Genomic DNA, 20704 nt, shown 5'->3' with positions numbered 1-20704 from the left:
GAATGGGGCAACCCACCCTGACTTGTCAGGGTATTCCGAAAGGAAGGCAAACGCGGGGAACTGAAACATCTAAGTACCCGCAGGAAGAGAAAATAATAATGATTCCGTCAGTAGCGGCGAGCGGACGCGGAAGAGCCCAAACCATTTATGTTACGGCATATATGGGGTTGTAGGACCTGCATAATTATAAATTAGGAGACTCGAATTGGCTGGGAAGTCAAACCGAAGAGGGTGAGAGTCCCGTAGAGGAATTTTAATTTATAAGGCGGGTATCCTGAGTAGGCCGGGACAGGAGAAATCCCGGTTGAATCTGCCGGCACCATCCGGTAAGGCTAAATACTCCCTAGAGACCGATAGTGAACGAGTACCGTGAGGGAAAGGTGAAAAGTACCGTGAATAACGGGGTGAAAAGAACCTGAAACCGTGCGCCTACAAGCGGTCGGAGTCCTGACTTTGTCAGGATGACGGCGTGCCTTTTGCATAATGAGCCTACGAGTTACTCCTCACCGGCAAGGTTAATCCTGTAAACAGGAGGAGCCGCAGCGAAAGCGAGTCTGAATAAGGCGATACAGTCGGTGGGGGTAGACGCGAAACTTAGTGATCTACCCATGGCCAGGTTGAAGCTCTGGTAAAACAGAGTGGAGGACCGAACCGATAAGCGTTGAAAAGCTTCCGGATGAGCTGTGGGTAGGGGTGAAAGGCCAATCAAACTGAGAAATAGCTCGTACTCCCCGAAATGTTTTTAGGAACAGCGTCGGGAATTGTATGATGGAGGTAGAGCTACCGATAGGACTAGGGGGAGTCAAATCCTACCAAATCCTGACGAACTCCGAATGCCATTATACAGAACCGGCAGTGAGGGCTTGGGTGCTAAGGTCCAAGTCCGAGAGGGAAAGAACCCAGACCTACCGCTAAGGTCCCAAAATCCGCGCTAAGTTGAACAAAGGCGGTCCAGCTGCAGTGACAGCCAGGAGGTTAGCTTGGAAGCAGCTATTCCTTTAAAGAGTGCGTAACAGCTCACTGGTCGAGCGGCAGGGCGTCGATAATAATCGGGCATCAAGTGCGGTACCGAAGCGAAGGAAAGTATTTATATTTTGGTAGGGGAGCATTCCAGCGACAGTGAATCCGGATGGTAATGTCCGGTGGAGTTTCTGGAAAAGCAAATGTAGGCATAAGTAACGATAATGGATGGGAACAACATCCACACCGAAAGACCAAGGATTCCTGATCAACGCTAATCGGATCAGGGTCAGTCGGGACCTAAGGATAACCCGAAGGGGGATTCCGATGGAAAATGGGTTAATATTCCCATACCGAACATACAGGTAATGGGGCGACGGAGTGTTGAAAGATCCGCCCGGTGACGGAATACCGGGTTAAAGGGTGTAGGTATTTGGACTGTAGTAAAATGCGCAGTCTTAGCCGAACCTGATAGTACCAAGCGTCTTCGGACAATTGGATAGTGGTCCTAAAAGCTTCCAAGAAAAACCTCTAGCGTTAAGCGTATGTTCGCCCGTACCGCAAACCGACACAGGTGGTTGGGGAGAGTATCCCAAGGTGCTCGAGTGAATCATGGCTAAGGAACTCGGCAAAATGGCCCTGTAACTTCGGGAGAAGGGGCGCCTCCTCTTGCTTCGGTGAGAGAGGCCGCAGTGAAAAGGCCCAGGCGACTGTTTATCAAAAACACATGGCTTTGCGAAATCGAGAGATGAAGTATAAGGCCTGACACCTGCCCGGTGCTGGAAGGTTAAGGGGGGACGTTATCGTAAGAGAAGCGTTGAACCGAAGCCCCAGTAAACGGCGGCCGTAACTATAACGGTCCTAAGGTAGCGAAATTCCTTGTCGGGTAAGTTCCGACCTGCACGAATGGTGTAACGATCTGGGCACTGTCTCAGCCATGAGCTCGGTGAAATTGTAGTCGCGGTGAAGATGCCGCGTACCCGCAACGGGACGGAAAGACCCCATGCACCTTTACTGCAACTTAACATTGGTATCGGGTACACGGTGTGTAGGATAGGCCGGAGGCTGTGAATCGGCGTCGCTAGGCGTTGAGGAGCCACCGTTGAAATACGGCCCTCTGTGTGCCTGGTATCTAATCCCTGAAACAGGGAGACATTGTTTGGTGGGTAGTTTGACTGGGGTGGTCGCCTCCAAAAGAGTAACGGAGGCTTCCAAAGGTTCCCTCAGCACGCTTGGTAACCGTGCGTGGAGTGCAATAGCATAAGGGAGCTTGACTGTAAGGCGTACATGCCGAGCAGGGTGGAAACACGGGTATAGTGATCCGGCGGTACCGTATGGAAGGGCCGTCGCTCAAAGGATAAAAGGTACGCTGGGGATAACAGGCTGATCTCCCCCAAGAGCTCATATCGACGGGGAGGTTTGGCACCTCGATGTCGGCTCGTCACATCCTGGGGCTGGAGAAGGTCCCAAGGGTTGGGCTGTTCGCCCATTAAAGTGGCACGCGAGCTGGGTTCAGAACGTCGTGAGACAGTTCGGTCCCTATCTGTTGCGGGCGTGAGAAGTCTGCGGGGGGCTGTCCTTAGTACGAGAGGACCGGGATGGACCGACCGCTGGTGTACCGGTTGTAGTGCCAACTGCACCGCCGGGTAGCTAAGTCGGGAAGAGATAAGCGCTGAAAGCATCTAAGTGCGAAACTCGCCCCAAGATGAGACTTCTAAACAGGGCCGTCAGAGACGATGACGTTGATAGGCTGTAGGTGTAAAGTCAGAAATGACATAGCCGAGCAGTACTAATAGCCCGAAAACTTGAACACCTTTGCTACGTTGCATTTTCCACAAGACAAGTCAATTTACTTTAAGACATATCGTAATAATTAACGAAATTAAGTGAGCGCTAGCGATAGCAATCACGAAGATTTAGGCGGCCCGGCGCAGGGGACCCACCTCTTCCCATCCCGAACAGAGAAGTTAAGCCCTGCCGCGCCGATGGTACTGGGGTTACACCTGGGAGAGTAGGTCGCCGCCTTCATTATTACAGACCCGTAGTTAACACTTCGGGTCTTTTTTATGCTTTTTAACCTGAAATATATACTGATTAACGAAATTAAGTGAGCGCTAGCGATAGCAACCACGAAGATTTAGGCGGCCCGGCGCAGGGGACCCACCTCTTCCCATCCCGAACAGAGAAGTTAAGCCCTGCCGCGCCGATGGTACTGGGGTTACACCTGGGAGAGTAGGTCGCCGCCTTCATTATTATAGACCCGTAGTTAACACTTCGGGTCTTTTTTTTTGCCTTTTTTTTCGGAAAAGGTATCAATCCACCCGAATCCTATCTTTTGGACAATGTGATTATTTATTATTCATAAAATACGGAGACCATGGCAGGAAATATTTTTTTTTATAAGATTAATATTTACTTTAACATTCTGATAAACCCAATTTAATTAGAATGAATACCAAGTCTATTAAGTATAATTCCATTGATCATTCTGATGCGTTGATACTTTGGCAAAAAGTAAAGAATGGTGACAAAGAAGGGCTGGAAGGTTTATATCTAAAGTATTCTCGAGACCTTTATACTTTAGGTATGTCTATCAAACAAGACAAAAGTTTAATTAAAGATTGCATTCATGATGTCTTTTTAACAATCTGGAATTCTCGAAAAAGACTTGGAAACACAGATAATATTCGGCTCTACCTTTTTAAATGCCTAAGCCATAAGATTTATAGAGAAGTTGGTAAAGATAAAAAAAGATACAGTACTCAATCCCTTGAAGATTATGAAGAGGTGGGGTTATTGGATAGTTTTGATTATGAATTTATTGGTGGACAAACCGAAGAATTGAAAAAGAAAAAATTATTATCTTCCATCGACAAATTGCCCATGCGTCAAAAGGAGATCATTCATTACCTTTTTTTTGACAATCAATCCTATGAAGATATTACGCATATAATGGGACTTAATCTTCAATCAGCCTATACTCTTGCCTGGAAAGCCATCAATACTTTAAAAAGGAATATGTTGTCCATCTTATTTTCCTTTTTATTGAGTATCCTTTTTTGAACTCTCTACAGTCTTTTAGTCATCTTTCCCATTTATATATTCAATCGATTTTATGGATTAAATTCTTTCTTTTGGCAAATTTTTAAAAGTTTTTTTAGTGGAAATGTAAATTTTTAAAAATATCTTAAAAAGGAAGGATAGGTTTTCCCATTTCGAGTATTATATCCATGAATTCAGAAAATATGGATATACGGAAATATAAAGTGGAAGATTTTGTGTTGGATCCCAACTTTAGAAGATGGGTGCTTAAACCAACTCCATCTGACAATTTATATTGGGAGAGTGTTTTTGATAAAGTACCTTTTAAATTAGTTGAGGCAACCCATGCCAGAGAACTTATTCTTAATTTGACCACTAAAGAATTTAGTTTACCTGACATAGAGCAAAAATTTCTTTGGGAAAAGATTGACAAGGATTTGACAATTCAAGATCCTGTAGGCGGAGAGGAGGTCATTCCGCTTAATCCTATAAGTGTTTTAAAAAGTCGTACCCACCTATCCACTTCTAGGAAAAGAAATAACTTTTTATGGGTTAGGGCAGCTGTAGTCTCTTTTTTACTCGTGTTCATGGGTGCATTGGTCTATTCTCTGGTAAAGGAACCCGTTCAGGTAGAAGCCGCACCTATAGTATACGAAGTTAAAAAATCTGAGCCGGGTGTAAAGATGCAACTTACTTTAAAGGATGGGACTAAAGTATTGCTCAATTCTGGTTCCACTTTTCGTTATCCAAAAAATTTCGATCAAGATACGAGATCCGTTTTCCTAACCGGAGAAGCCTATTTTGAGATTGCTAAAGACAGTTTAAGACCTTTTATAGTGCATAGTGGAGATTCTAGAGTGACTGCATTGGGGACTTCTTTTATTGTCAATGCTTACAATCCTGACAAAATTGACATTGCCTTATTGGAAGGTAAAGTAGCTGTTGAAACTTTAATACATCCAATTCCCCAGTTATTGACTCCAGGAGAAGCGTTGTTCTTAAATTATACTGAGGGCGTGCTTAATAAAAGAAATTTTAACCGAGATAAAATTTTGAGCTGGACTGATAAAACTATCCTGTTCGACAAAACCTCCTTAGTAGATGCGATAAGGACATTGGAAAATTGGTATGGTGTTAAAATTTCTGTTTACAACAAACCTCAAAAAGAAATTTTGCTCTCTGGAAAGTTCAAAGAAGAAACTCTGAAAAATGTTTTAAAGGGTTTAAGTTATGCGGCTAAATTTAAATTTTCGATCGCCAGAGATCGAGTTGAAATAATATTTTAACCTAATACCAAAAAGCTAATGAATTAAACTCAATGCCAAAAAGTAAACCGAAGATGCGTCAACACCTTCGGCTTTCAGAATTAGCGGATACAAATTTTCGATAGGTAATCCGTCTAAATTAATTAAACCATTGTTCAATAGTCTAAAATAATTATAGTAAAGATATGAAAAAACTTGTACTATTCCATGTTATACGCATGACAAAACTGTTTACCTATGCCTTTCTTATTCAGTGCCTTACCATGAGTTTCCTTTTTGGACATAACGGCAATGCACAAATCAAGGATATAGAAGAGGTGATGATTCGGCTTTCCCTTGACAACATTCAAGTTGAAGAGGCCTTTACGATCATTGAGGACCTGTCAGGTTTTAGCTTTGTCTACTCAGCCAAAGAAATGAAGGATGTTGACAGGGTTTCTACAATCAATCAAACCCAAAGTCTTTACGATCTTTTGAAATCATTTTCCGGACAAACCAATCTTCAGTTTCGGCAAGTGAACAACAATATCCATGTTAGAATAGCGGAACCCTCCTCTCAAATTGGAAAAAGTATAGATGAGGAATGGGCAGATGTTACCGTTTCCGGGACCATTACTGACGATGAAGGTTCCCCTTTGCCTGGGGCGACCATAACTGTTCAGGGTACCTCAACCGGTACGGTTTCCGATTTGGAAGGGAAATACTCTCTTACTGTTGCTGAAGGATCTACCTTGGTTTTTTCATATATCGGCTACCAGGCCCAGAATGTGAAGGTTGGTAATCAGTCCACTTTGAATATAAAGCTAGAGCTTGATGCCTCTGCCCTTGAAGAAGTAGTGGTGGTAGGTTACGGAGAAGTTAAAAAAAGTGATTTAACTGGTGCTGTTGGATCCGTTGATTCAGAAGCGATCGTCAGGCAAAACCCAGTTCAGGCAGCAAAGGCCCTTCAAGGTCAGGTTGCTGGTGTCAATGTCAATAAAATAAATTCCCGTCCAGGATCTGACTATACCATTGATATCAGAGGTTTGCAATCTATAGGATTCAGTAATGAACCTCTGATTGTGATTGACGGTGTGATGGGGGGCAGGTTAAATACCCTGAATCCGAGTGACATTGCTTCAATGGATGTTTTGAAGGATGCCTCTTCTTCAGCCATATATGGTGCCAGGGGAGCTAATGGGGTAATTATAATTACCACCAAAAAAGGAGTTAAAGGTAAAACCAAAGTCACTTATGAGGGGTATGCTGGAGTCAAAACACCCGCGTTTTTGCCTGACCTAATGAATGCCCAGGAGTTTTATACTGCTTATAATGATGTGGTAATTGCTGAAAATCCCAATGCCCAGGTGGTTTGGACTACCGCGCAATTGGAAAATGTCCAAAGTGGCAGGTCAGTGAATTGGGTAGATGAGGTAACTGCACCTTCTCTCCAAACCAGTCATGTGGTGGCGCTTTCAGGTGGAAATGAAAACACTACCCATTATTTCTCCACTGGATATTTAAATGAAAAAGGCAATGTCCTGAATACCGGATATGAGCGGTTTAACCTCAAGGGAAGCATGGACAGCAAATTGAATAATGTAGTTAAAGTAGGCTTTAACACCTATTATACTTATAGTATTTTAAGTACTGGTTCATTTGAAACCTTGCGAAATGCATACAGGGCAAGACCTACTGGAACTATCTACTTTGATGACCTGAGCAATCCTACCGAAACCAACGACAAAAATGTGGATGGCTATGCCTTTTGGATGGGAATCAAGGATACCCAAGTCAACAACCCATTGACGGAAGTGGCTGCCAAAAATTTTCAGGATGAAACCAGGGTTTCCAATTTTCTTGGCAATGGATACATTGAACTGACCCCTTTTGAAGGGTTTTCTTTCAGGTCTTCTTTATCAGCATCAGTATTTAACAGCAGAAGAGGAGAATTTCGGGGAGCAGATTCCAAAAGCAGGATAAATAAACTTCCGAGTGCTGGGAATGACTTTACCTTTAATGGCTCTTATACCTGGGACAATATCATTAATTATAAAATAAAAAGAGGGCTGCATGACTTTAATATTACAGCAGTGCAGAGTGCCCTTCAGGAAAGGTTCGAAACCTCTACCATTAGAGTGGAAAACCTAGCCTATAATTCAAGTTTTTATGCTTTGAATACAGCTGCCCAAATAAATGGCGTAGGCAGTGATTTGGTGGAAAGATCCATAATGTCCTATATGGGCAGGTTAAATTACATATTCAATAACAAGTACCTGTTGACATTAACAGGAAGGTATGATGGTTCATCCGTTTTGGCAGAAGGCAACCAATGGGCCTTTTTCCCATCTGCAGCCATTGCCTACAGACTTGGTGATGAGGAGTTTATTCAAAATATGAATTTATTCTCTGATTTAAAATTGAGGTTAAGTTATGGTAGGGTTGGGAATGATGTGGTAGCTCCTTACTCTACGCAGGCCTACCTAAGTAGAACGGCTTATGATTTCGATGGTAATCCTGCTTATGGTTATGCGCCAAGGAATATTGGCAATGCTGATCTTAGATGGGAAAACAGTGAGGAATTCAATTTGGGTATCAATATGGGCTTTTTGGGAAACAGAATCAATACAGAAGTTGAACTGTACAATAAGAAAACCAATGACCTGATCCAAAATGTGGCCATTCCTACTTCCCTGGGCTTTGGGGCTGTAACTTCGAATGTGGGGAAATTACTTAACAGGGGTATTGAGGTTACCATTAATTCGGTGAATGTTCAAACCCAGGATTTCAGATGGAATACCTCTATCAATTTCTCCTCAAATCACAATGAAATTTTAGAATTGTACGGGGGAACGGTTCAAGAGGACATCGCCAATAAACTTTTTGTAGGGCAGTCCTTAAATTCAAATTACTATTATGAGTTTGATGGAATTTGGCAATTGGATGAAACCGAGGAGGCTTTAACTTATGGACAGGTTCCCGGATCAGTAAAAGTGGTTGACCAAAACAATGATGGCACCATTTCCTCATCAGGAGGAATAGATGACAGGGTTATCCTGGGAAATCAGTTGCCCAAATGGATTGCAGGTATCAGCAATACCTTTACCTATAAAGATTGGGACCTTTCCATTTTTATCTATACCAGACAGGGTGTGCAGTATAGGAACAGCTTGTTGCAAGGCACCATGGGAGACCTGGGAAGTAACCGTTACAATGGCTTGAACCTTAATTACTGGACGGAAAACAATCCTACCAACGATTATTATGGGGTATGGCAAAACAACCCTTATAGGGAAGCCATACAATATAAAGATGCCAGCTTTTGGAGGATTTCAAACATTACGCTGGGTTATAACTTGCCCGATAATCTGCTCAATACCATTAAGTTCAGCAATCTAAGGCTGTACGGACAGGCAAACAATGTTTTTGTTTTTACCAAGGAAAAAAATGTTTGGATGGATCCGGAATTTAATTCAGGTACCTATCAGGATGATGTTCCCCATTCCATTATTCAATTTGGAGTTAGCGCATCCTTCTAATTTTCCTATCCGAAACTTAAAATATTTTAAAAATGAAAAGATATAACCTTCAATATATAGTCCTGTTTTTTCTACTGATGTTTGGTGGAGCAGGATGCCAGGATTTCCTAAAGGAAGAGTCCATTTCAAATATTACTACCGATTCCTATATTACCACAGAAGCCGGATATGAGGATCTGATTAAGTCCTGTTATCCTTTATTGCGGGATTTTGTTCTCCAATATCCCATTGCCTTACCCGGTACAGACCTTTTCCAAAATGGGGGCTGGAGTGAAAAAGCAGTGGGGCAGGGTCCTTCGCTTGATACTTATGTGAACATTACTTCAGAAACCTTTACCGGGCCTTGGGATATATTTTACCGTGAGATAGGTCGAACCAATGCTGCCATCAGCAGGGCGGATGACATTACTTTTGCCAACCCTGCTATAAAAGCAGCTAGGGTTGGTGAAGCCAAGTTTTTGCGTGCCTTGTCTTATTTTTATCTGGTACAGACCTGGGGAGATGTCCCCATGCCTTTGGAAGAAACCATCACGGCCAATAAAGCGGTAGTGAGAGAATCTTCTGCCAATATTTATACCCAAATTTTAAAAGACCTGACAGAAGCAGAAGCTGCTCTTCCTGAAGAGGCCACTGATTATGGAAGAGTAACCAAAGGAGCTGCCCAATTTCTTTTGGCAAAAGTATATCTGACAAGGGGCTGGAATTTTAACAATTCTCTGGGAGGTAGTCCAGATGATTTTAACAAGGCCTTGACCTATGCAGATAAAGTGATCGCAGCTTACCCCTTGGTGCAAAATTACAAGAATCTTTTTCCTATCAGAACCGAAAATCCGCTTACTCAATATACTGGTCAGCAGGATGCTAGAAATAGTGAAGTGATTTTTGCGATTCAATACAACGATGATGTTTTGACCAATGCAAATGAGGGGGACAATAGAGAACCGGGTAATTATTACCATTCCATTTTCCCTGGAAATGGGGAATTGGTGGGAAGCAACGGTAGGACTAGCGATTATAACAGAAATCTGGCCCAAAACGAACCGACACCTTCTTTGTATAGAATGTTTGACCCTCAATTGGATATTCGGTATTCCCACAATTTCCTAAGGGTGATTTATGCCTTGCAACCTGTAAATAATTATGCTTATAGTTTCGAAGACCCCAACTTGACGGTAAGTTATGAAATAGGTGATACGGTTGCTTATTGGACTCCATGGAACCAGCCAGCTTCTGGAGCAGATAAAGGGATCGATGAAGGTGGATCAAAGAAATATGCAGTAATGAATCATGAGCAAATTATAAGTGGAGTAGCCATTTCAAGACTGACAGCTACCAGGCCTTCCATGTGGAAATTCTGGGAACCGAATATTCCTTACGGTGATGGTTATGGTACTTTTGACTTTGCCTTGTTCAGGTCTGCTGAGGCTTACCTTTTGGCGGCTGAAGCCATTGTGAAAGGTGCCTCCGGAGGCGCTTTGGGAGGAGCAGATGTATATTATAATAAAGTCCTGGATCGTGCGGTTGGTGAAGGAGTGAATCCCCAGAAAGCAAAATTTCCTGAGCTTCTCAGTTCAATGGAAACAGAGTCCTATCGTGCAACCCCAGCTACTATTTCCATTGACTTAATCCTTGATGAAAGTGCCAGGGAATTGATGGGAGAATTCAACAGGTGGTTTGACCTGAAAAGAACAGAAAAACTGATAGAAAGAACCGAGAAGTACAATTTCTGGACCAAGGCAAATGGGAATTTATCGGAAATGCATTTGTTGCGACCGATTCCTCAGCATGAAATTGACAGGTCTCAACCTTCTATTTCGCAAAACCCAGGTTATTGATGGTTATTGCCTTATAGATAAATGATTAAAATGGGGGAAAAGTAATTTTCTCCCATTTTGATATCTGATATTTTGGAATCACTTCGTTCAACTCGTATTATGTAATAGGATTTCTCCTCCCTGACAATAGTCAGGGGTAAAGCCTGTCCCGTGTTTACGAGAAGTGTTGTAATCGCAAGAAAATCAGTCTGTTTGGAGATTTTAGCTTAGCACCGCTATGGTGAACCTGCCTTCCGTCAGGTAGAATTGAAAATAGCAACGATTGGGTATTTTGAAGCGATTTCAGCAAGTAATAGATTCTCTATTGCATATTTCGGGTTCAAACTTTTCAGAAAAAAGTTATGTCACTCCGCTAAAAATAGGGAATAATGAATTCCCTATTCCTGACCATAGGTTTATGAAACATAGAAATTAAGCCATATGAATTTTCAATCAATAATGAAAAGGATACTTTTCCTACTTATTGTCTTCTGCTTTTTCCAAAACAAAGGCTTTGGACAATCGCCGGAAATTCAAAAAGGCCAACTGATCTATGAAAACACAATGATGTCAGCAGAAGCTGTTGGTGATTGGGTAATGGAAGGGCCTGGTAAAGTTGAATTTCATAATGGCTGGATGGAAATGTACTCGCCCCAAGAGGAATTTCACCATGTTTTTTGGTGCCCGGAGGATTTTCCAGGGAGTTTTGTTGCCGAATGGGAGGCCCAAAACCTAAATACTGAGGCTGGACTGTGCATCTTGTTTTTTGCTGCCAAAGGTAAAAATGGAGAGGACCTGTTTGATTCTTCCTTTCCGTTGAGAGATGGGACATTTAGTCAATATACCAAGAGTGAAGATTTTAATACTTACCACATTTCCTACTATGCCAACGGGAGGAACAATCCCGGAAGAGAGGTTTCACATTTAAGGAAGAACAGTGGCTTTCATCTGGTGCAGCAAAAAGAACCTGGCATTCCTGTAACCTCAAAAGAAATTCATAAACTCAAATTGATAAAAGACGATTCTCGAATAATCATGTATGTCGATGGTCGGAAAATAATAGACTGGACGGACAAGAATGAACATGGTCCAGTTTTACAAGATGGAAAAATAGGGTTTAGACAGATGCAGTGGACCCATTTCAGGTACAAAAACTTTAAAGTGTGGGAGCTTGCGAAATGAAAAAACCTAAAGAAAAATTAAAGGTTCCATATGGTTTAATCAGCAAGCTTATCCAAAATTATAGTTTTCTTACCCTAAGGTTTGTGCTGTTTTTTGGCCTAATAATTCTCGGATGTGGGGAAAAGACGCAAGAGTTGGCAGTTCTTCAAAAAACCAATCTTTTGAAAGTGGTTTATCCACGCTACCTGGATTACCCTAAACCATCTGCAGGAATGTTTGCCCAGCTAAATCCCCCCGTATTGAGATGGCCTTTAATAAAAGGGGAGAATATCCACTACGATGTTCGGCTATCTACTGAAAAAGATTTTTCTACGCCGAATAAAATCCTTGAAATAAAAAACAGCCCTTGGGCAATGTTTAACCCCCACCATATACTGGAAAGCGGTTCCTGGTATTGGCAATTCAAGCAAAGTGGAGAGGATTGGTCTAATGTTCAGCATTTTAAAGTGGACGAAGGAGCCATTTCGATGGTATCCCACAGTGCCGAACAATTTTTACGGTCATTGCCAAAGCAGCACCCAAGAGTACTTGCTACTGCACCAGAACTAGGCCAACTTCGTCGGTTGGAGCCAAATGCAGATACCCGAGCCATTATAAATAATGCTGAATTAGCCCTTCTTGCAGGTATACCTAAAGAGCAAGATGGAATGCCCAAACGAAAAGGAGAAGAGGCAGAGCAGGAAAGAAAGCTTCGCCTTGATGCCAGCAAGGAACTTGGTACTGAAGTTTATGATGCCGTAGTTTCCTTATCCGAGGCCTATATTTTAAGTGGCAAAGAGGCCTATGCTGAGAAAGCTATTCAAATGGCCATTGAAGTAAGCAATTGGGATCCAAAAGGTGTATCGAGTACCAATGATTTTAGTGATGCACGTTGCATGCTTGCCATGGCCATGGTCTATGACACTTTTTATGACAGGCTTAGTGAAAAGCAAAAATTTACCTTACTTGAATCCATTAAAGCAAGGGCATCCCATTTTTACGAGGACTGGGTAAACAATATAGAGGCCAAGGTATTAAGTGGCCATGTATGGCAACATATTCTTCATTATTTTTTTCAAACAAGCCTGGCCGTTTATGGGGATGAACCGGAAGCAGCCAAGTGGATGGCTTATGCCTACGAATTGTTTCTGGCAAGAGCTCCTGTACTGGGAGGTATGGACGGTGGGTGGTCAGAAGGCGTTTCTTATTTCCGTATGAATATGGAGACCATGATAGACATACCCTTGTACATAAAAAAATTCACAGGATTTGACTTCATCAATGCGCATCCCTGGTACCAAAACCAAGCCGATTGGATGATCTACCATATTCCTCCAGGTTCTGCCTCAGATGGTTTTGCAGACAATTCAGAAGAAGTGAATGCACCAGGTATCGACTATGTGGCCTTTGCCCTGGAGCTGGCAAAACTAACAGGAAATCCAAGGGCTGCCTGGTATGCAAATGAATGTTTAAAATACGATAAATCGGACCTATCAGAGGAGCCCATCCTCAGGTGGATACGGCTTACAAAGACCTGTAATTTACCTATTCCCGATTTACCTACGCAACTTGACTTGCCTATGGGAAGGCCTTTTACTGATATAGGCCTGGTGGCCATGCACAGTGAGATTACCAACACCAAAGAAAACCTGATGGTAGCGATGCGTTCTAGTCCCTTTGGCTCTTATGGGCACATGCTTTCCGATCAAAATGTTTTCAATATTCTCTATGGTGGGAAAAAACTGTTTTATAGAACAGGTTATAAGGTATCGATGAAAGACCCACACCGTACAGGCTGGTACCAGCATACAAAAAGTCAGAATGGTATACTGGTAGACGGGGCAGGCCAACCTTATAGCACAGAAGCTTTTGGATGGATTGCCAGGTTTCTGCAGGCAGATGAGCTGGCCTATGCCAAAGGAGATGCTTCTCAAGCTTATCAGAGTAAAGAAACTGGTGAGGAATATTCCGTAGTGAAAAACTTTAGGCACCTGGTAATGCTAAAACCTGATGTTGTCCTTGTCTATGATGAGTTGGAGGCCACCAAGGAGGTGGATTGGTCCTGGCTCATCCATAGCCTTGAGGAAATGACAATTGACGAGAATAACCAAACCTTTGCTGTACAGCTGGAGAATGGAGCAGGAAAAGGAAGGCTCTGGGCTTCAGAAGATTTGACCTTTCATCTAAGCGACACTTTTGAGGTAGCAGCAGTAAATTGGAGAAAAACGCTAAAGGAAGATGGGAGTCTAAAGTCCTATAAGAATAATCAGTATCATCTCAAGGCAAGTAGCACTTCAAAAACGGCTAAAATGCGGTTTTTTGCTGTCATTCAAGCTGGGAAAGTAGTTAAAGATACTGAATTGATGGAAGGAAAAATTGAAAATGGAACCGCAACAATCAAAATAGGAGATTGGAACATTACTGCAAACCTGGCTTCAGAGATTGAACCTGGTCTTCAAATCCATAACGAGGCAACAGAGACGGTTTTTTCTTCGCATGGAAATTCCCTTCAGTTACGTGATCAAATATTTAGTGGTGAATATCTGGGAAGTACCCGAATGGGAATTATTAAAGACAATTCCCCTTTGTTCCTGGAGATCAAAGACCAATTTCCCAATGAAATGTTATCCCGGTTCAATTATTTTCAAAAAGGCCAACCGAAGTGAGCCATGGTTTCTAATTTATTAAGCTTTCAATTTAACCGACAAACACCAAAAACATGAAACGAATACTTTTGATTTTTATGCTCTCCGTTATAACGTTGATTGGTGCAGGAAGCTTTAAACTTGTCAATAAACCAGAGAAGTTAGCTCCGCCAAATTTTATTTTTATACTAACCGATGACCAGGGTTGGAGCAGCACCTCCTTAGGCATGGATGACCGGATTTTTGAATCAAAAAGTGATTATTATGAGACGCCCAACATTGACAGGTTGGGTAGGGAGGGGATTCGTTTTACCAATGCTTATGCACCCGCTGCCATTTGTTCTCCTTCCCGACGGAGTATTTTATTTGGACAGACGCCTGCAAGGCAAGGAGATGAAATTTTCTCCGAAAATTACCAGCCCTATTCCAAGGAGCAGAAAATCACCATTCCCCTTTTATTGAAAGCCATAGATCCAGGTTACAAAACCGCACATTTTGGCAAGTGGGACTTAAGGGCAGAGATTTTCCCGGAAGAGCTGGGCTATGATGAAAGTGACGGTGATACCCGCAATTCCCACGGAAATCTTATGACCAATAAAGAAGATAAGTGGGAGGGATTGTTCATTAATGATGATCCTAAGCGGAGCTCCTCGATAACAGGAAGGGCAATGAATTTCATGCAAAGACAGGTCCGGGAAGGCAATCCTTTTTACCTCCAAATTAGCCATTATGCCCCTCATGTTGACATTCAGACCAAGCAAACTACCCTTGATAAATACCTGAATAAGGCAAAAGGAGTGAAGCACAATAATCCTGGATGGGCAGGGATGTTGGAGGACATGGACCGAACCGTGGGTGAAATAATGGAGAAGGTGGAACAGCTCGGTATTGCGGAAAACACCTATATCATCTTTATGGCTGACAATGGAGGGGTTGAATTCCTTCCTCCAGTACCATCCAAGCGAAAAATGCTGCATCCTGATACCTTCGACAAGCCTATGCGGAATTTTCCCCTACGTGGTGGAAAATGGACCCTTTATGAGGGAGGCATACGGGTACCTTTTATGGTTAAAGGCCCTGGAATAGCACCCGGGAAAATGAGTCATGAATCCGTGGGAGGTTGGGATATTTTACCGACCATTGGTGAATTGGCAGGTTATAGCCAGCCTTTGCCCGAGGACCTGGATGGGGGAAGTTTTGCAGGTATTGTTCAATCAGGAGGAAAAGGAAAAGTTAGCAGAAATAAGGATTACCTGGTCTTTCACCGGTACAGCAAGGCCTATCCACATTCAGCCCTTATTCAAGGAAATTACAAAGTCATCAGGTTTTGGAAAACCGGAAAATTGGAGCTTTATAACCTGGCTTCAGATTTTGGGGAATTAAAGGATTTGTATGGGACAGATCCAAGTAAAGCGAATGAACTAGACCTTCAGATGAAAGCGTATATAAAAGAGGTAAATCCTGGCTTATTGGAGGAATTATTGGCTTATTGATATAAAACTAATTAGTTAATTTGTTTAGAGTTAAGGGCTAGGTTTTTAAGTATTAATTATCTAGTTTTATAATTATGAGTAGGTTATTTCTAATAATTAGTTTTCTAATGGTTTTTTCTTGTAAAGAAAAACCAATTTCTGAGAAGAAGACCTTAGCCATTGAAAAAAGCAATATTTTAGAGGGGTTAACTATTTCGGTGGATACTATAATGGTAGATGTTGGGGAAGAACTTATAACTTATGGAATTCCCTATATAAGCACCCTGTCTCCAGAAGCCAGGTATTTTTATATTTTGGATAATAAAACTTTCAAAATACATCAAATTGACCTTGACTCACTAGCGTTTATTGATTCATTTTTCATCGAAAAGGAAGGGCCGAATAGTCCTGGCTTCACATTTATGTTCCAGCCTATATCTGAAGACCAGTTCTTTTTTCCCAGTTTTCAGAGACCGAGTATTATCAATGCATCAGGAGAAAAAATAAGGTCGTGGAACCTTAATTTGCCGGATATAATTGATGGGTTTTCTGTTGACCTAAACTCTCTAACTAACAGAATAGTGTTTAATTCAACTATGGATCAATTGTATTCACTTCCTGTGAATTATGAAACTAGGGAGTATTACCTTGCCGTCCTTAATTCTTATGGAAAAAGAAAAAGAATTATGGCCTTACCTGAATTCAATAAAGCCAATGCATTCACTATCAGGACCGTAGGTGGTGAAGGGGGTGGTTTAAAAATAGAATTTCCTTATTTGCAGCATTTGAATGACGAAGTCATTATTTCATGTACTGTGGGGAACGGCATTTATAGATATGATCCCTCCTTGGATAGCATTTCCTATCGGGAATTTCCTCTCAAAATTGTGCCATTGGAAAAAAAGGGAGAAATAAAAAACCGTGTTCATAGTAATGAAGAATTTGAAGTAGAAGTCAAAAAAATAGCAACTCAAATCAGTCACTGGAATTTTATTTGGGACGAGGCTTCCCAATTGTATTTTCGATTTGCTAGTAGAGTGCTTTCACACAGGACAGAATACAAAGAAAGCAAAATGGAAATATTCTTGATGGCTTTTTCAAAAGAGCTGGACCTTGTTGGAGAGACAAGGTTGGAAGGACTTACAAATGTGCCTCATAGTGGGTTTTTTAAAGAGGGCAAACTCTGGAGCAATGTTAATGTAGCAGATGAATTGGGGTTTTCAGTGATAGATTTTCAGTTTTGACGTCTTTAAATTAGGTTTTGGGACCCTATGTATGATTAATCCAAATGCGATTTCTAAGACCATTGTTATTTTTTGCCCTGAGTTGGATCAGTGGTTTAAAAAGTAACTCAGCTGTCCCGAGACTCCAAGAAAATTCGCGCCGCTAAGTATTTATTGGCTAAAATTTATGGCGACGCTCACTGGTACCTCTTGGATTTTAGCCTTTCACAATTACGTTTGTCTTTTTTTGAAGCCCATTGATAAATCTTGATCAAATTAGCCTGTGCCCTTGCCAATTCCTACTTAAATTTCTTGATGCCGAAATCTACAAGGCGGAAATTTATCTACAACTTATAATGAATCTCATTCCTCTTCAATTGTTTTCTTCGACTATGGTATAGGTGACTGAGCGGAGCCGAAGTCAACCCAAAAAGCGCTTCTCTTAAATACCGAAAGTTGAAAACTTTCTTCATAATAGGTCTAATTTACGCTTCGCTAAACTTAGACTGATCGGATAACTTGTACCTCTTGGATTTTAGCCTTAAACAAAATATACAAATCAGAAGTGTTTTATGCCCAAAAGACAAAAAAATAAAGTATTTTGACTGGAGATAAACCAAATTGGCTACGATTAGATACCCTTTGCCTTTTTGCCAGTGCTTAAACCGGCTCAAAAATAATCAATTTGGGTTTTTAAATTGGATAGTCAAGTTATACCAAAATCAAAAGAATATAATGAAATCAACAAGAAGAACATTTCTAAAATCAGCTTCAACAGCCGGTTTAGGAGCATTATTCATCCCTAATTTTATTGAACGTCCACCAAGTACAAAATTGCGTTTTGCAATGATTGGTGTAGGAGCCAGAGGTCGTGCCAGTTGGAGCCAGGTTGCCGTAGAGGATATTGTGGCCATGTGCGATGTTGACGACAGAATGACTGAGCAAGCATACAAAACTGTACCTAATGCTAAAAAGTACAAAGATTTCAGGGTGATGTTCGACGAAATGGCCAACGAAATAGATGCCGTTATGATTGCTACACCTGACCACACCCATTTCCCAGCGGCAATGGCTGCCATGCAACTTGGAAAACATGTATTAGTTGAAAAACCACTTGTGCATAATATTTGGCAATGCCGCACCATGAAAAAAGCTGCAAAACATTATGGTATCGTATCGCAAATGGCAAATCAAGGACATACAACCCATGGAATTAGATTAGTAAAAGAGTGGTTTGATGCAGGAGTTCTTGGAGATGTAAAAGAAGTAATTAGATGGGGAGGCCCAACAACATTTAATCCGGGTGGATATTTCTCGAAGCCTGAAGGGTTTCCATTTCCAGAGCATGAAGTACCTGAGGGTTTAGATTGGGATTTATGGAAAGGTCCTGCAGCTGATCGTCCTTTTAATAATGACTATGCACCCAAATCATGGAGAACTTTCTACGATTTCGGTAGTGGAGCAATGGCCGATTGGTGTTGTCATACTTTAGACGCACCTTTTTGGGCATTGGATCTTGGAATGCCACATACAGTAGATGCCGTGGTACCAAACCCTGAAGTTCCAGATCATAGTATGATTGCCCGGGAATCAACGATAACATGGCAATTTGGAGCTCGTGGTAATAAACCACCTGTTACTATGAAATGGATTGAAGGTATGGGCAAACCCGAATTGAAGGAAGAGTATGGGCTTAATGAAATGCCGGACAATGGGATGATTATGATTGGTTCTAAGAAGACACTTTACCATGGAGGTCGTCCAAACAATCCTCGATTACTTGTTCCTGAGGAAGAATGGGCAGATTTCCAAAAGAATAAACCAGCAGAAACCATTCCGAGAGTGGAGGAAGAAAAACCAGTACAAGAATGGGTGGCTGCCATTAAAAACGACACCTTGCCGGGCTCAAACTTCGATTATGGTGCGGACTTAACAGAAATGGGACTTGTTGGTGTACTAGCACAACGTTTTGGCGGAACGATTAACTACGACGAAAAAAACATGAAGGCCGTTGGTCGTCCAGAGTTAGATGCATACATTAAAGAACCTGTTCGCGAAGGATGGTCTTACGGAGAAGACCTTTGGTAGAATAGACCACAGTACATCGAAAATTTATGGGCGAAAGGTTTTATACATGTACGCTAAATAGTAATCGAAGGGTATAAGGTTTTACTAAATTGCCTTTATAAGGAGGGTATAAATGATTGTAATCAATTGAAGTAAAAATAGCTTATTCCTTATTACCCTGTTGAAACGGTTTACTATACATTTAACCCGAATTATGTAATAGAATTTCCCGTGTTTACGGGAAGTGTTGTAATCGCAAGAAAATCAGGCTGTTTGGAGATTTCAGCATAGCACCGCTATGGTGAACATGTCTTCCGTCAGGTAGAATTGAAAATAGCAACAATTGGGTATTTTGAAGCGATTTCAGCACCTAATAGATTTTCTATTGCCTATTTCGGGTTTAATCAAGCCAATCCTTTTCGAAGAAATAATTTACCAGTCCATTTAGCTATTCATTTGGCTTTTTAGGAAGACTGTAGTAACTTTTAGGGGTTGTTTAACCAAACCCATATAGCCTTGAAACTGAAACCCTTTAATAAAAATGACCATTCAACAGCCATTTATTTCGGCAGGCAACAGGGCCAATCGAAAAAAGGCCACGAGGCGAATTGCATCAACCGCCGTGACTGCCTGGGTATCTTAGGTGGATCACTTGCAAGCCTTGCCCTGACTTCGAGGTCGCGGGCGGAGAAGGCCCACAGCGATCTGCCGGTCGTCGACACCCATCTGCACTGTTTTGCTGGCCCAGACAGCAATGAATTTCCTTATCATCCCAACGGACCCTATCGACCTGATTCCGCCGCCACCGTGGAAGACCTGCTGAGTTGTATGGACGGAGCAGGGATTAAGTACGCAATCGTTGTTCATCCGGAACCGTACCAGGACGACCATCGCTACCTGGATCATTGTTTGGAAGTTGGTGGGGGCCGACTGAAGGGTACCTGCCTGTTTTTCGCTGACCAGCCTGAATCGTTGGCTGCGATGCCATCATTTTTGAAGGACCGTGAAGGGAGTATTATTGCGTCCCGGGTTCATGCTTACGCTCCCGATCGGTTGCCTCCGTTTGGGAAACCGGAACTCCGAAAATGGTGGCGTAGTGTCGCTGATGCCGGCGTTGCTGTGCAGTTGCATTTCGAACCCCGCTATGCTCCGGGCTTTGAGCGTTACATCCGGGAATTCTCTGACACCACCGTGATCATCGATCATCTTGGGCGTCCGTTTCAAGGATCACCAGAGGAATATGCCAGGGTATTGCGCTGGGCTGACTTTCCTAACACAGTAATGAAGCTAGCATCGATCCCCACAGCAGAGCGCTATCCTCACCAGGATATCAGGCCGATCATCCGCCAATTGACCAGTGCCTGGGGCGCCGAACGGATGATCTATGGCGGTGGCTTCAATACCAATGCGACACCAGACACCTACCGCCGCTACCGTCAGGACCTGGTAAGGCACCTCTCGCACCTCTCTTCACAGGAGCAGGCAGCAATACTCGGTGGTAATGCAGCACAACTTTTCGGCTGGAGCTAAGCAAACA

General features: G+C 42.3%; 9 protein-coding genes, 3 rRNA genes and 1 pseudogene (1 of these 13 cut by a window edge). All 13 read left to right on the top strand.

Annotated features, from left to right (window positions below; all coding sequences use genetic code 11):
* A 23S ribosomal RNA gene (locus tag AC0L7T_RS27755) occupies positions 1 to 2773 on the top strand; it begins 115 nt to the left of the window's first position.
* Positions 2774 to 2876: 103 nt separating this feature from the next.
* A 5S ribosomal RNA gene (gene rrf, locus AC0L7T_RS27750) occupies positions 2877 to 2988 on the top strand.
* A gap of 109 nt (positions 2989 to 3097) precedes the next feature.
* A 5S ribosomal RNA gene (rrf, locus tag AC0L7T_RS27745) occupies positions 3098 to 3209 on the top strand.
* A gap of 199 nt (positions 3210 to 3408) precedes the next feature.
* On the top strand, positions 3409 to 4023 hold the full coding sequence (locus AC0L7T_RS27740) for an RNA polymerase sigma factor (protein ID WP_473340061.1): 615 nt from the start codon (positions 3409 to 3411) through the stop codon (positions 4021 to 4023).
* A gap of 182 nt (positions 4024 to 4205) precedes the next feature.
* The gene (locus AC0L7T_RS27735; protein WP_473340059.1) at positions 4206 to 5288 is read left to right on the top strand and encodes a FecR family protein; all 1083 of its coding nucleotides are present in this window, start codon (positions 4206 to 4208) and stop codon (positions 5286 to 5288) included.
* A gap of 164 nt (positions 5289 to 5452) precedes the next feature.
* Positions 5453 to 8785: a SusC/RagA family TonB-linked outer membrane protein gene (locus AC0L7T_RS27730; RefSeq protein ID WP_473340058.1), complete on the top strand. Its 3333-nt coding sequence runs from the start codon at positions 5453 to 5455 to the stop codon at positions 8783 to 8785.
* 32 nt (positions 8786 to 8817) lie between these two features.
* Positions 8818 to 10620 (top strand): RagB/SusD family nutrient uptake outer membrane protein, encoded by a 1803-nt coding sequence (locus AC0L7T_RS27725; RefSeq protein WP_473340056.1) that lies wholly within the window; start codon positions 8818 to 8820, stop codon positions 10618 to 10620.
* A gap of 438 nt (positions 10621 to 11058) precedes the next feature.
* A complete protein-coding gene (locus AC0L7T_RS27720; RefSeq protein WP_473340054.1) occupies positions 11059 to 11781 on the top strand; it encodes a DUF1961 family protein in 723 nt (240 codons plus the stop codon).
* Positions 11778 to 14426 carry a DUF4962 domain-containing protein gene (locus AC0L7T_RS27715; protein WP_473340053.1) on the top strand — a complete coding sequence of 883 codons (2649 nt, stop codon included), beginning with the start codon at positions 11778 to 11780 and terminating at the stop codon, positions 14424 to 14426. The genes AC0L7T_RS27720 and AC0L7T_RS27715 overlap by 4 nt, the downstream gene beginning before the upstream one ends.
* Before the next feature lie 53 nt (positions 14427 to 14479).
* Positions 14480 to 15799, top strand: a pseudogene (locus tag AC0L7T_RS27710) (sulfatase); the annotation flags it as partial.
* A 173-nt stretch (positions 15800 to 15972) separates the two neighbouring features.
* Complete coding sequence (locus AC0L7T_RS27705; RefSeq protein WP_473340052.1) at positions 15973 to 17121, top strand: DUF4221 family protein; 1149 nt, start codon at positions 15973 to 15975, stop codon at positions 17119 to 17121.
* Between the two features lie 825 nt (positions 17122 to 17946).
* Positions 17947 to 19188, top strand: coding sequence for a Gfo/Idh/MocA family protein (locus AC0L7T_RS27700; RefSeq protein ID WP_473340051.1), 1242 nt, complete (start codon positions 17947 to 17949; stop codon positions 19186 to 19188).
* 495 nt (positions 19189 to 19683) lie between these two features.
* Positions 19684 to 20697, top strand: a complete 1014-nt coding sequence (locus AC0L7T_RS27695) for an amidohydrolase family protein (protein WP_473340049.1) — start codon at positions 19684 to 19686, stop codon at positions 20695 to 20697.
* The last annotated feature ends 7 nt before the right edge of the window (positions 20698 to 20704 follow it).

Source organism: Cyclobacterium sp. 10D3-21 (assembly GCF_055809755.1).
Note: the sequence above shows the minus strand (reverse complement) of the source record. Positions and strands in the feature narration are given on the sequence as shown.